The following is a 13,696-nucleotide window of genomic DNA, read 5'->3' on the forward strand; positions in this document are numbered from 1 at the left end:
GAAGGTGATTAACTAGCCAAACAGTAAGCAAGGGGTGAGTGAATGCTATTAAATTGTGATTTAGGTGAAAGCTTTGGTGCTTGGACTATGGGCTTGGATAGGGAAGTTATGCCACTAATCGACCAAGCCAATATCGCTTGTGGATTTCATGCTGGTGACCCTTTAATCATGCAAAAAACACTCAGCCTAGCCATAAGTTATGGTGTTAGTTTAGGTGCTCATCCTGCTTATCCAGATCTGCAAGGTTTTGGTCGACGTTCTATGGCTTTTACACCTGAAGAAGTCACTGCTTTAGTGCTGTACCAAATAGGTGCCTTACAGAATATAGCTGCTGCAGAAGGCGGCCAGTTAAGCTATGTAAAACCACATGGCGCACTGTATAACGATATGATGCGTGATTTTAAGCTGCTAGAAGCAGTTCTAATTGCCATTAAAAAATCCCCTTTATCTCTAGCGTTAATGGCCATGTCCACTGCAGATAACACTAAGTTAAAACAGCTATGCGCAGAGCAAAAAGTTCCACTTTTGCTGGAAGCCTTTGCTGACCGAGCTTATGACAAGCAGGGCTTTATTGTTTCACGCTCTACCCCTGGTGCGGTTTATCATCAACAAGAAACCATAGTAGAACAAGCAACTCAACTAGCCTCAGGGCAAGCCATTCAAACTTTAGAAGGTGAAGATTTACTTTTAGAAGCAGACACCCTTTGTGTGCATGGTGATAATCCCGAATCTATACAAGCGGTAGAAGCCATAAGAGCAGCCTTAGGGGCAAAAGCCTAATGCAGTGGCGTTATGATGTTAGTGGTGTTGATACAGTGACCCTGCATTTTGGCGAACGTATTGATTTAAGCTTAGTGAACCCCATTCAACAGGCTGCACAGGCTTTGCGTCAAGAACTAGGTACCCGCCTATTAGATGTAGTGCCTTCTTACACTTCAATCATGTTGCGCTACAACTTATTGAAAGATGACCTAGCTAGCTTAATGGCGGATGTCGCTCCGCTGCTAAATAATCTATCCACAACCACTAGCAGCCAGTTAACTTCAAATATTATTGAAATTCCTGTTTGGTACGATTCAAAAGTCGGCCCAGATTTGCCGCGTATAGCTGAATTAGCAGGCATCACTGAACAAGAAGTGATAGAGCTACATTCCAGTCAGCCTTATCAGGTTTTTGCGATAGGCTTTGCACCAGGCTTTGCCTATTTAGGTGAAGTGCCAGAGCAACTTGCTGTAGCTCGTCTTGCTACACCTAGAGTTAAAGTACCCGCGGGTAGCTTAGGTATTGCCGATACCCAAACGGCACTCTACCCTCTAGCTTCACCGGGTGGGTGGAACTTGATAGGCCGTACACCGCTGACACTTTTTGACCCTAAGCGCGAACCAGCCAGCCTGTTAAATGCAGGTCAGCAAGTTAAATTTACCCCTATAGATTTTGCTGAATACCAAGCATTAGGTGGGCAGCTAGATGAATAAACCAAAGCAAAGCCCTTTAGGCTTAAAAGTGATGAGTGCTGGTTTTTTAACCTTGTTACAAGATGCAGGGCGCAACCAAGTGATGCACCAAGGGCTGGCTAATGGTGGTGCGATGGACAGACACGCTTGGGCTTGGGCCAATCGCTTATTAGGTAATGCTTACAATACACCTACTTTAGAAATTACCTTTGGTGGCTTGCAACTAGAAAGCCAAGTGGCAACACGCATTGCCATTACGGGGGCAAAAGTACCGCTAACCGTTAATGGTAAGCCACAAAATTTATGGTCGAGTATTGTTTTGGCGCCAGGCGATCAGGTGCACTTAGGTGCACCCTTGGCAGGCTTGCGTAGTTATTTAGCCGTGACTGGTGGTTTTAATGTGTCACAAAATTTAGGTGCTAGTTGCGCAACACTTATGCGCGAAGGCACAGGCGGACAAAATGAAGATGGACAAAAGGTAGCCGCTGGTGACTTGCTACCTTGCAAAGCACTAACCAGTCATGCACTAAACCAGCAAGCGTTTAAAGTACCCGCCAGCAGGGTGTCAGATTACCAAGCCCCCTTGTTGTTAGACGTTATTTTAGGAGCGCAAGTTGACCGTTTTCCTGCTCCTAGCCTAGAAAAATTCTTTAATAAAGCCTATCAAATTAGTCCACAAACCGATCGTATGGGCGCACGTTTAGACGGCCCTGCTTTAGATGTTATTGGCGAGCGCTTGATTTCAGAAGGGATAAGTTTAGGTGCTATCCAAGTTACCGCTGATGGCCAGCCAATTATTTTATTAAATGATCGCCAAACCATCGGTGGTTATCCAAAACTAGGTGCAGTAACGCCACGCAGCTTAGATGCTTTAGCCCAGCGTTTACCTGGTAGCGAAGTGCGCTTTAACGCAGTTAGCCTCTACCAAGCACAGCTAGCAGAAAGAGAGTTTTTGCAGTTTTTTAAAGGTAGCTAAAGTTGGCATAAATAAAAAAGCCCTACAAAATAAATTCTGTAGGGCTTTAAGCGCTTTACCTAGCTATTAAAGCAGGTGAGCAACGCCTTGTTTTTCTTGCTCTAGTTCATCCAACGTAATATTGATGTACTTTTGGCTGAACTCATCAACTTCTAAACCTTGAACGATTTCGTATTCACCGTTAGCACAGGTAACAGGGAAGCCGAACATGGTACCTTCAGGGATGCCGTAAGAGCCATCAGAAGGAATACCCATAGTAGTCCATTCGCCGTTAGTACCTAACCACCAGTCATGAATGTGGTCAATTGCAGCGTTAGCAGCAGAAGCAGCAGAAGATAGGCCACGCGCTTCAATGATTGCTGCGCCACGCTTACCAACCGTAGGTAAGAATACGTTAGCATTCCACTCTTGGTCGTTAATCATATCTTTTACACTTTCGCCATTAATGGTAGCAAAGCGGTAGTCAGCGTACATGGTTGGGCTGTGGTTACCCCAAACACATAGGTTTTTAATATCTTTAACATCTTTACCGGTTTTTTCCGCAACCTGGCTTAGCGCACGGTTGTGGTCTAAACGTAGCATGGCAGTAAAGTTTTTAGGGTTTAGGTCTGGTGCAGACTTCATAGCAATGTAAGCGTTAGTGTTAGCTGGGTTTACCTACCACTAAAACTTTAACATTACGGTCAGCAGCAGCATTTAAAGCACGTCCTTGAACGGTAAAGATTTCGGCGTTAGCAGCTAGTAGATCTGCACGCTCCATACCTTTTGAACGTGGACGAGCACCCACAAGAATAGCTACCTGAGTGTCTTTAAAAGCAACTTCTGGATTATCAGAAGCAACCATGCCAGCTAATAGAGGGAATGCACAGTCTTGTAGCTCCATCATTACGCCTTTAAGCGCGTCCTGTGCTTGAGGTAAATCGAGCAACTGCAAAATAACAGGTTGATCCTTGCCAAGCATTTCGCCACTAGCAATACGGAACAACAAAGCATAACCAATTTGGCCAGCTGCGCCTGTAACAGCAACACGTACGGGTGCTTTCATTGTGCGTCTCCAAGTTTTTACTACTGAATAAATCTGTGAGAATTTGGGGCTCTTGTAAGCTAAACCCTAAAAATAGGAAATAGAATTTTACCAAAGCCAGCGAATTAAGTACAAGGCTACTAAAGGTTAGGTAAGAATTAGGCTAAGCTAGCAGGCATTTTGAAATAAAAGGATGCAGTTGCATAGAGTAGGGCAAACCATGATTTTATATATCGCCGAAAAGCCCAGTGTTGGCAGGGCTGTAGCCAATGTTTTACCCAAGCCACATAAAAAAGGTGATGGCTATATTCAGCTTGCCAATGGCGATCTAGTCACTTGGTGTATAGGTCATTTACTAGAACAGGCCGAACCAGAAGCCTACAATTCTGACTATAAAAAATGGCGTAAAGAACATCTACCAATAGTGCCAAGTGAATGGCAATACCAGGTTAAGCCTGCCACCAAAAAGCAATTTAATGTGGTTAAAAAACTGATTAAGCAGGCAGATGTTCTGGTCAATATGGGCGACCCAGATAGGGTTGGGCAAATTTTAGTGGATGAAGTGATTAACTATTGCCAAGTGCCGCAAGCCAAACGCCTAGCTGCTCAGCGTTGCTTAATTAACGATATGAATCCAGCCGCTATAAAGCGTTCTCTAAATAACCTGCGCCCTAATATAGAATTTATTCCCCTAGCCACCTCTGCCTTAGCTAGAGCCAGAGCAGACTGGCTTTACGGCATTAACCTCACGCGTTTATGTACTTTACAAGGGCAAGCGTCAGGCTACCAAGGAGTCTTGTCGGTAGGTCGAGTACAAACGCCACTTTTAGGATTGGTGGTGCATAGAGACATCGAAATAGAAAACTTTGTCAGCAAGCCTTTTTATGAAGTGTTTATCGAACTTAAAACCCACAAAAAGCAAACCTATACCGCCAAGTGGAAACCCAGCGAAGCTTGCCAAGCCTATATGGATGAAGAAGGCCGAGTGCTGCTAAAAAAACTGGCAGAAACCGTGGTGAATAAAACCCTTAACCAACCCGGCCAAGTTGTTGACGTTAAAGAAAGCGTTAAAAAACAAACGGCACCCTTGCCTTATAGCTTGTCATCTTTGCAAATTGATGCCTCCAAGCGCTTTAATTTTAATGCCCAAAAAACTTTGGATATTTGTCAGCAGCTGTATGAAAATCACCAGCTAATCACCTACCCACGTTCAGACTGCCGTTACCTACCTAAAGGCCATTTTCAAGAAAGAAATGCCGTAACCCAAGCCATAACTCAAACCAGCTCGGCGCTTAGTAAAGCCGTACAAGCAGCTGACTTGTCTTTAAAATCTAAAGCCTGGAATGATGCCAAGGTCGGTGCACACCATGCGATTATTCCTACCAGCCGCGCTATGGAAGCTGGTCGTTTATCTAACGACGAACAAAAAATTTACGAGCTGGTTGCCAGACAATATCTAATGCAGTTCTACCCGCCCTTTACCTACCAAGAAAAACAAATTGATACCCAGGTGAGTGGTGGGCTGTTTATTAGTCGCCAAAAAGAAGTGCTAGATAAAGGATGGAAAGCACTGCTACCAGAGCGCAAAGACAATAAAGAAGATACAGAGTATTCAGCAGTGCAACTACCTAAGGTGGTTAAAGGCGAAAGCGTGTTGTGCATTGATGGGCGACTCGATGAAAAACAAACCAGTCCACCCAAACATTTTACCGATGCTAGCCTGCTAGCCGCTATGACAGGTATAGCCCGTTTTGTTACCAACCCAGAGATTAAAAAAGTACTGCGCGAAACGGATGGTTTAGGCACAGAAGCCACCCGCGCAGGCATTATAGAACTACTTTTTAAACGTGGGTTTTTAACCAAACAAGGTAAAGAAATACATGCTACCTCAGTAGGCAAACAACTTATTTTAGCCCTGCCCGAAGCTATGGTTGTGCCCGATATGACCGCTCATTGGGAAGCCCAGCTAGAAGCCATTGCCGAAAAACGCTTAAACTATAACCAGTTTATGCAACCCTTGTTAGAAGGTTTATCGCAACTTATAAGTCAGGTAAAACAGATACGTTTTGAAGGATTAAAAGGCCAAGGCACAACTCCTAGGCGGTTTAAGAGGAAAAGAAAGTAGCGACACTCTTTGTCGTTGCTAGCTGCTAAGCTAGCTTTCAATAATTTAAAAGGTAACTTATGACTCATCACTCAGCTAGCCAGTTAGAAGAAAATTATGTTTTAGTTTACGGCACCCTACGCAAGGGTGGATCTAACCATAGCTTAATGCAGGAAGCGCACTTTATTACTGAAGCTACTTTATCAGATTTTACTATGGTTAGTTTAGGTGGCTACCCTGCTGTATATAAGGATAAAGCAGCTAAAAATGACATTCTTGCAGAGCTTTATAGCGTAGATAATCTAACTTTTTCAGATTTAGATGAACTTGAAGGTTACCCAGATTATTACCAGCGTAGCCAAGTGGAAATATCCTTAGCTAAAGAGCAAAAGATTAAGGCTTGGATTTACCATCAATCTAAAGATGAGCTAGCCAGCTATGAGCAGATTGAGGGTGGTGATTGGATAGCTGTATCCGAGTAGAAGTGCTCTAACCACAAGCTTAAGTATTGCCCACAAAATAATTTCAAAAAAGGAAACATTGAATGCGTATTCTCCACACTTCAGATTGGCATCTAGGCCAGCATTTTATGGGTAAAACACGAGAAAGTGAGCACAGCGCTTGGTGTGCGTGGCTAGTGCAAACTGTGATTGAGCAGCAAGCTGATGCCTTAATTGTGGCTGGTGATATTTTTGATACAGGCACCCCACCCAGCTATGCACGAAGACAATACAACCAGTTTATTTTGCAAATGAAAGCCACCGGATGCCAGCTTATTCTTCTGGCGGGAAACCATGATTCCGTCACCATGCTCAATGAAAGCAAAGACCTTTTAGCCGAACTGAATACCCATGTCATTGCTAGTGTTAGCGATAACCTAGAAGAGCAAATTATTCCACTTAAAAAACGCAATGGCGAACTAGGTGCTGTGCTTTGTGCCGTACCTTTTATTCGTGCCAGAGACATTCATTACAGTCAAGCTGGGCAAAGTGCCGACGAAAAACAAGGCAGTTTGCAAGCAGCGATTGCCGAGCATTACGCCCAACTATTTGCTAAAGCCACGGCATTTTGTGAAGAACAAGGCGCTCAACTACCCATTATCGGCACCGGTCATTTAACCACCGTGGGTGCTAGTTTAACGGAATCAGTACGTAACATTTATGTGGGCAACTTAAGTGCCTTTCCTACCAATGCTTTTCCAGCTTTTGATTACCTAGCCCTTGGCCATATTCACCGCCCCCAAAAAGTTGGGGGTGAAGAACACCTACGCTATAGCGGCTCACCCATTGCTTTAAGTTTTGATGAAGCTAACCGTCAAAAAGAAATTCTTTGTGTCGATTTTGATGCCACCAGCCTAACCGCAGTAACGCCTATTCAGATTCCCGGTTTTCAGCGTTTAATCGCTTTAAAAGGCAACCTAGCCAGCCTAAAACAACAACTAAGTGAACTAGCCAAAGAGCTGGCGCCCGAACCCAAAGCCTGGCTAGAGGTGACGGTAGAAGAAGATGACTTTTATTCAGACTTAAGCGAAAGAGTTAACCAGCTGTGTGCCGATTTACCCGTGGAAGTATTAAGAGTAAGACGCCAGCGTAAGCAACAACAGGCCAATTTAAGTTACGAAGCAGGTGAGGTTTTGGCTGAACTCACTCCCGACGATGTATTTACTAAGCGCCTAGCCCAAGAAACCCTAACGGATGAACAGGTAGTAACACTTGAAGGCTTACATGCTCAAGTGCTAGAAGCTTTGCAGGAGGTAGACTAATGAAGATTTTAAGCGTGCGCCTTAAAAATATTAATGCTTTAAAAGGCGAATGGAAAATAGACTTCACCCAAGAACCTTTTAACGTCAGCAGCCTGTTTGCGATTACCGGCCCCACAGGTGCAGGAAAAACCACCCTACTCGATGCTATTTGTTTAGCGCTTTACCATTGCACACCCCGCCTTAAAAATATTTCAGCAAGCACCAATGAATTAATGACCCGCCACACAGCTGATTGTTTAGTCGAAGTAGAGTTTGCTGTTAAAGACAAAGTATATCGAGCTTTTTGGAGCCAACGCCGTGCCCGCAATAAAGCTGATGGCGCATTACAAAATGCCACCTGTGAGCTTGCCTATGCAACAGGCGAAATAATCACAGAAAAACTTAGTGAAAAAGTAAAAAAGGTTGAAGATATTACTGGCTTAAACTTCCAGCGCTTTACTCAATCCATGCTCTTAGCTCAAGGTGGTTTTGCAGCTTTTTTAGAAGCCAATAATAATGATAGAGCCGGATTATTAGAACAGCTTACTGGCACAGAAATTTACGGGCAAATCTCTATCTATGTGCATGAAAAGCAGAGAGACTTAGGCCAAAAATTAACTAACTTAACCAGTAGAGCAGAAGGCTTTCAACTCTTAACAGCTGAAGAGTTAACCGCAGCTAAAGAAGAACGAACTCAGTTAGAAGCCCAAGCTAAAGCACTAAAACAACAACAGAAAAAACTGTACGAAGAACACCAATGGCGCAAGAGTTTAGATGAAGCGCTTGCCAACCAGCAGCAGGCAGAAGAGCAACAAGCCAAAGTAGAAACAGAAAAGCTAGCCGCCAAACCAGCCATGCAACGCCTTGCCCAGCATCAACCAGCGGCTCAATTACAGCCGGTTTACAATAACCTACAAGCTAGCGAACAAGCCGTAGCGCAAAGCCAGCAAAACCTAAATCTTGCTCTTGCAGAAAAAGGCCAGTGCCAAAACCAGCTGGCCGATTATGCTTGGCAAAGCTACCAATATGCCCAGCAAGACTTAAATGCTCTTAATGACCAACTAACAACCACCCGCCAAGAAGAGAAGCAGCTATTAGCCGAAGTAGAAAGTAATGCCCAGCACGGACGGCTAACGGAATACTTAACCAACTGGCAATACCAGTTTGAATTACTCAATAAATACCAGCAAAACCTAGAACAAAATAAACAGCAGCAACAAAACTTTTTAAGCCAATTTGAAGCCATTCAAGCAGAGGTAAAACAACTGGCTAGCTTGTTAGAAAAAGAACAGGCTGCGCTAAGGCCTTTAGAAGAAACTAAACAACAAGAAGAGCAAAAGCTTGAACAACTACTCGAAGGGCAAAGTGTTGCTAGTTGGCAAGAAGCGTTAAACCAACAGCATGAACAAAACAAACACTACCAGTGGCTAGAAAGCTTTTACCTAGCCTTGCCTAGTAAAAAGTCTGCCCTAGAAAACCTAGCAAAAGAACAGGCTGGGCTTGCAGAAGCAATTCAGCAACAAGAAAAGCAGCGTGATGAATTACGCCTTGTTTACAGCCAAGTAAAAGAACAGGTTGACGATAAAGAGCGCCTCTTAAAACAAGAAGAACGCATTGCCAGCTTAGAAGTGCATCGCCAACAATTACAAGCCGAAGAGGCTTGCCCTCTGTGTGGTTCTAAAGAACACCCAGCTATTGCTGCTTACCAAGCCTTAAATGTTTCGGTAACAGCACAAGAACTAGCGGCTAAAAAAGCTGAATTAGAAAAGGTTACAGCAGAAGGGCAAGCCTGCAGCGAAAAGTTAGCGCAACTGACTGGGCAGCAAGGCTCTATAAAAACTCAGCAAACTAATCTGGAGCAAGAGCTAGAAACTTTTTACACTAATCAAGCCACTCATTTGGCTGCTTTAAACTTGACCAGTAATCTAAGTGCTGCCGACTTTACCGCCGCCTACACCAGCTACCAGCAAAACTTAATAGCTAATCAAACCCGCTTAACTACTGTTACACAAGCCCAAGAAAGCTTAAAAACAAGCGAACAGCAATTAGCTAACGCCCAGCAAACACTGGCTGCTAGCCAGCAAAAGCTAATAGAAAAAAAGCATCAGCTAGCTAGCCAAGAACAGCAGCAAGTGAGTTTACAAGAAACAATTAACAAGCAAAAAGATGAACAAGCAGCCCAGCAAGAAGCATTAAGCCAACAGCTAGCCGAGCTAGGCTATAAACTTCCCGATAATCCACAAACTTGGTTAGAAGCAAGGCAGAAAGAAGCTAAAGCCTACCAAGTCAATACAGCAAAACTAGCCGAATTAAAGCTGCATCTTAACCAGTTAGAAGCCCAGCAAAGCAGCGCCCAAGAAAACCTAGCAAATGCGCAAGCTTATTGGCAAAGCCTTGGTCTAGCAGAAAAAACCACTTGCCAACCAGTGGCTGATATTAAGCAAGCTTTATTGGAAAGCCAAAAACACCTAGAAGCACAAAAAAGCCTATTGGCAAAACTAGAAGGACAAACTCAAAGCCTAACAACACGCTTAGAAGAAGCCCAAGCAGCCCACAAAGCACAGACAGAAGACTGGCAGCAAGCATTACAAATCAGCCCTTTTGCTGACCAAGCTGCTTACCTAGAAGCCTTATTACCCGCAGCAGAAGCCGAGCAACTGCAAACACAAAAACAAGCCTTGGATGCCGCCCTGCAAGAAGCAACCACCTTATTAAATGCAACCAAGCAAAGAATAGCCACACTTAACCAACAACCCAAAACAGAGCTAGCCCTTGCAGAACTAGAAGTATTAGTAGAGGAGCAAGACGCAAAAGTAACGGAGCATAACCGTCAGTTAGGACAGCTAGAAGGTCGCTTAGCCACCGATACTAAAAATCGAGCCGCTCAAAAAGACCTACTCGAACAAATTCAGCAACAGCAAACAATCTATGAGCGCTGGAAACTACTCGCTGGGTTAATCGGTTCTGGCGATGGCAGCAAATACCGCAGGTTTGTGCAGGGTTTAACGCTGGATCATTTAATTGTTTTAGCTAACCAGCAGTTAAATACCCTGCATGATCGCTACCAACTTAGCCGCCACGCAACAGCCGAGTTAGAAATAGAAGTGATTGATACTTGGCAGGCCGATGTAAAACGTGGCATTAAAACCTTGTCGGGTGGTGAAAGTTTCTTAGTAAGCTTAGCGCTTGCCTTAGCGTTATCTGAATTGGTTAGCCAAAACACGCGTATTGAATCACTCTTTTTAGATGAAGGCTTTGGCACTCTAGATAGCGAAACCCTAGAAATGGCACTCAACGCCCTAGACAACCTAAACGCCAAAGGCAAAACCATCGGCATTATTAGCCATGTGGAAGCCTTAAAAGAACGCATTCCAGTGCAAATACAAGTGAAGAAAAACGCAGGCATGGGCTACAGCCGGTTAGAAGAGCAGTACCGGGTAAGCTAGCCTAGTAGCTGCCCCGCGGTAACTGGTTGTAAGGCTGATCTGCACGCCAAGTCATGTTTAAATTCCTAGCTAATTTAGACACGTATTAAGTTGCTTGGCAGTTTATGTCGATAGCATCGACATAACAAGGTGACGTGTCGATACTTTATGCTCTAACAAAGCTAAACCTCTTAGCTTTTTAATGTTTTTTTCTACGGCAGTAGTGCTAATTCGCAACTGTGCAGCCGACTCTTTTATGGTGATTTTATTATCAAGCGTGGCGCAATCCGTTTGCGCTGTACTTAGTGCTCTGGCCTTTTTCATAACATCTGCAGCGGGTATCGCTTGAACTGAACCATTATCTAGTTCTTCTGCACGTTGTCTCGCCTCATGCAACCAGTTTGTTTTTAGCTCTTCTGCGGGTGGGGAATCCAAACTCAGCACTAACCGTTGAATCAATTGTGATCGCTCTTCTCTAGTAAGGTGCAGAGCTTCATTTTCAATTTTTTGCAGGTTCATAGATAAAACCTCTTATTTAAATCCACTTTAATTTTGTCACGAATAAGCCATTAATGTACAGGTCAAAAAATCTATGCTACAACCTATGAAAACAATCAAGTTATGCACAAGCTGTTTTAAGCCTTAGGCTACACCAAAACGGGTAAGTCATACCCAAGCCAAAATGGCGACTACTTATTAGCGCTTTATACGAGTAAATAGTTCAAGTCAAAATAATCATATCTAGGTTGTAATAATCCAACAGACGCCTTACCTCGCGCCTACCTTCAGTTTGAACTGTCAAATATTTTTTGACCAGTTGCCTCTGGTGCTAACTCACCTTCTTCGTAGGTTAAATTAATATGGTGACTAATATTCTGCTGTTAGCCTTACCTTAAAACAACCAAGCTAGGTATAGCATCAGCGCCGCCATAAACAATGGCATTCTGTTCAAACTCAGTGCCTAGCTGTTTAGCCAATACCAAGCTAATAGCAGGAATATAAAGACTCGCTTCACCCGGCCACAAACCCTCAATATCTTCCCCAACACCTTCAATAAAAGACAAGTTCAAAGCTTTAACTCGCTTTATTAAAGCCTGTTGTAAACTAAGGTTTTTAGCATCACTGCTTAACTCAACTTCTAATCTGCCAAAAGCCGTCTTTACGGCCACCTTTACGCTCTAACAAAGCTAACTCTCTTAGTTTTTTAATGTTGTTTTCTACGGCAGTAGTGCTAATTCGCAACTGTACAGCCAACTCTTTTATGGTGATTTTATTATCAAGCGTGACCCAATGAAGAATAGCCTGCTGATTATCGCTAAGCTCTTTACCCAACCTTTTACCCAACCTGTTTTCATTTATAAGTTGGGTAAAGGTATTGGCAATGGTTTCCAGCATAAACTCGACAAATGCGGCGCAATCCGTTTGCGCTGTACTTAGTGCTATGGCTTGGTAATAAGCTTGCTGGTGTTGATAAACCAATGATTCCACGGGCAAATTAGCAAAAATAGGGTTCCATTTAGCCAGAATAACACTTTGCCAAAGCCTTCCCATCCGGCCATTACCATCGGCAAAAGGATGAATAAATTCAAACTCATAATGAAACACGGCACTGGCAATCAGTGGATGGTGGTCGGTCTGCTTTAACCAAACAAATAGCGCTTTCATTAAACGTGGCACTTGATTGGCAGGTGGAGCCATGTGAATAACCTCTTGACCACTCATCACCCCCACACCACCGCCACGATACCTACCCGCTTCATCCATAAGGCCAAGCATCAAGAGTTGATGAGCGTGTAATAAATCGTCTTCCTTGAGAGCATTAAATTGTTCAAAGCGTTCGTATACCGCTAACGCATTTTTAACTTCTTGTACCTCTCGTGGTGGCGCGATTACAGGCTTACCCTCAAGCACAGCGGTGATTTGCTCCACGCTTAAACTGTTGCCTTCAATGGCTAACGAGCCTTGTATGGTACGAATTTGATTAGCGCGTCTTAGTCGAAGCGCCTGCGCTTTGTTTTCGCGCTCGTCATACCGCCCTAGCTGTTCACTAATTTTGGCAACCAAATTTAAGATTTTTGGGGTAATGGTTAAAGGCGGCTGATAAGTCCCCATCATTAGCTCCTGCTCTATTTGTTCGATGTAAGGTAGGCTAGTTTGCGGTTCTAAAACAGAACGAGAACAACCGTACTCGACTGCTTGCTGAGAATAAAATATACGTAGCGAACTCACCATCCATAGTTTGGTAAATTAAAAAGCCTCTAGCGACTCTAGTTGTCGTGCACATGCTTTAATCTGTAATAAGACCAAGGCACACAGGCAAGCTTAACTTGAAGGGGTACATTATGGCTAACCAAGAAGGTAGAAAAAGCAAAGAAGAGTGAGAGCAAGGAAAATAAAATGAACCTAGAAACAACAATAAAAAAACCAGCAGACTGCAATCAAGAAGAGCTTGCAGATTTTGAGCGCTTAATTAATGAAGGTGGTGAAGTTACCGCCGTAGGTTTAAGAGGCCGTATTCTACAAGCTGAAAAACTAGTACTTATTAACCAAGCTGGTAAGTGCGTTGCTATAGGCGCAATTAAAAACCCTAACCCTGGTTACAAAGTAGGTGTATTCAATAAGGCAGGCGTTGCCGCTAGCCAGCAATACAAGTTTGAACTGGGTTGGTTGTATGTGCCTGAAGAAGAAAGAGGCAAAGGCAACGGGCGGGAATTAATGCGAGTAATTACTGAAAGCTTAATAGGTCAAAAAAGCTACGCTACAACCCGTGAAAACAACCAAGTTATGCACAAGCTGTTTGAAGCCTTTGGCTACACAAAAGCGGGCAAGTCATACCCAAGCCAAAATGGCGACTACTTATTAGCGCTTTATACCAGCGGTTAAGCCCTTTGGCTTATATCAAAAGGTGTAAATTCGTGGAAACTATGCGGAAGGTTTTGCAAGAGCTGGCTTGATAAAAACTAAGTAACTTA

General features: G+C 43.6%; 11 protein-coding genes and 1 pseudogene. 8 read left to right on the top strand and 4 right to left on the bottom strand.

From position 1 onward, the window contains the following. Positions 1-42 precede the first annotated feature (42 nt). The 3 genes from BP27_RS0100655 to BP27_RS0100665 are packed head-to-tail and all read left to right on the top strand — an operon-like array spanning position 43 to position 2,430. Positions 43-780 (top strand): 5-oxoprolinase subunit PxpA, encoded by a 738-nt coding sequence (locus BP27_RS0100655; protein WP_027849896.1) that lies wholly within the window; start codon positions 43-45, stop codon positions 778-780. Then, the gene (gene pxpB / locus BP27_RS0100660) at positions 780-1,475 is read left to right on the top strand and encodes a 5-oxoprolinase subunit PxpB (RefSeq protein ID WP_027849897.1); all 696 of its coding nucleotides are present in this window, start codon (positions 780-782) and stop codon (positions 1,473-1,475) included. Before BP27_RS0100655 ends, pxpB begins: the two co-directional genes overlap by 1 nt. Next, positions 1,468-2,430 carry a 5-oxoprolinase subunit C family protein gene (locus BP27_RS0100665; protein WP_027849898.1) on the top strand — a complete coding sequence of 321 codons (963 nt, stop codon included), beginning with the start codon at positions 1,468-1,470 and terminating at the stop codon, positions 2,428-2,430. Before pxpB ends, BP27_RS0100665 begins: the two co-directional genes overlap by 8 nt. Positions 2,431-2,496: 66 nt before the next feature. On the opposite strand, the pseudogene BP27_RS14725 reads toward BP27_RS0100665, so the two are convergent. After that, positions 2,497-3,475 (bottom strand): annotated as a pseudogene (locus BP27_RS14725) (malate dehydrogenase). A 199-nt stretch (positions 3,476-3,674) separates the two neighbouring features. Here BP27_RS14725 and BP27_RS0100675 point away from each other — a divergent pair. The 4 genes from BP27_RS0100675 (at position 3,675) to BP27_RS0100690 (ending at position 10,745) form a co-directional block, all read left to right on the top strand. Next, positions 3,675-5,579, top strand: coding sequence for a DNA topoisomerase III (locus tag BP27_RS0100675; RefSeq protein WP_027849899.1), 1,905 nt, complete (start codon positions 3,675-3,677; stop codon positions 5,577-5,579). Between the two features lie 59 nt (positions 5,580-5,638). Beyond that, entirely contained in the window at positions 5,639-6,040 is a 402-nt protein-coding gene (locus BP27_RS16595) for a gamma-glutamylcyclotransferase family protein (protein WP_051610058.1), read from the top strand. Positions 6,041-6,102: 62 nt separating this feature from the next. After that, on the top strand, positions 6,103-7,320 hold the full coding sequence (gene sbcD / locus BP27_RS0100685; protein WP_027849900.1) for an exonuclease subunit SbcD: 1,218 nt from the start codon (positions 6,103-6,105) through the stop codon (positions 7,318-7,320). Next, positions 7,320-10,745 carry an SbcC/MukB-like Walker B domain-containing protein gene (locus BP27_RS0100690; RefSeq protein WP_027849901.1) on the top strand — a complete coding sequence of 1,142 codons (3,426 nt, stop codon included), beginning with the start codon at positions 7,320-7,322 and terminating at the stop codon, positions 10,743-10,745. The genes sbcD and BP27_RS0100690 overlap by 1 nt, the downstream gene beginning before the upstream one ends. 102 nt (positions 10,746-10,847) lie before the next feature. Here BP27_RS0100690 and BP27_RS16905 read toward each other — a convergent pair whose 3' ends face one another. The 3 genes from BP27_RS16905 to BP27_RS0100705 form a co-directional block, all read right to left on the bottom strand. Continuing rightward, complete coding sequence (locus tag BP27_RS16905) at positions 10,848-11,243, bottom strand: addiction module protein (protein ID WP_084324465.1); 396 nt, start codon at positions 11,241-11,243, stop codon at positions 10,848-10,850. A 368-nt stretch (positions 11,244-11,611) separates the two neighbouring features. Beyond that, a complete protein-coding gene (locus BP27_RS14740; RefSeq protein ID WP_036238932.1) occupies positions 11,612-11,893 on the bottom strand; it encodes a DUF3293 domain-containing protein in 282 nt (93 codons plus the stop codon). Then, complete coding sequence (locus BP27_RS0100705) at positions 11,856-12,839, bottom strand: Fic family protein (RefSeq protein WP_211251263.1); 984 nt, start codon at positions 12,837-12,839, stop codon at positions 11,856-11,858. The genes BP27_RS14740 and BP27_RS0100705 overlap by 38 nt, the downstream gene beginning before the upstream one ends. A 282-nt stretch (positions 12,840-13,121) precedes the next feature. On the opposite strand from BP27_RS0100705, the gene BP27_RS0100710 reads away from it, so the two are divergent. Beyond that, positions 13,122-13,607, top strand: coding sequence for a GNAT family N-acetyltransferase (locus BP27_RS0100710; protein WP_027849903.1), 486 nt, complete (start codon positions 13,122-13,124; stop codon positions 13,605-13,607). The last annotated feature ends 89 nt before the right edge of the window (positions 13,608-13,696 follow it).

The organism is Marinospirillum insulare DSM 21763 (genome assembly GCF_000686905.1).
GTDB lineage: Bacteria > Pseudomonadota > Gammaproteobacteria > Pseudomonadales > Halomonadaceae > Marinospirillum > Marinospirillum insulare.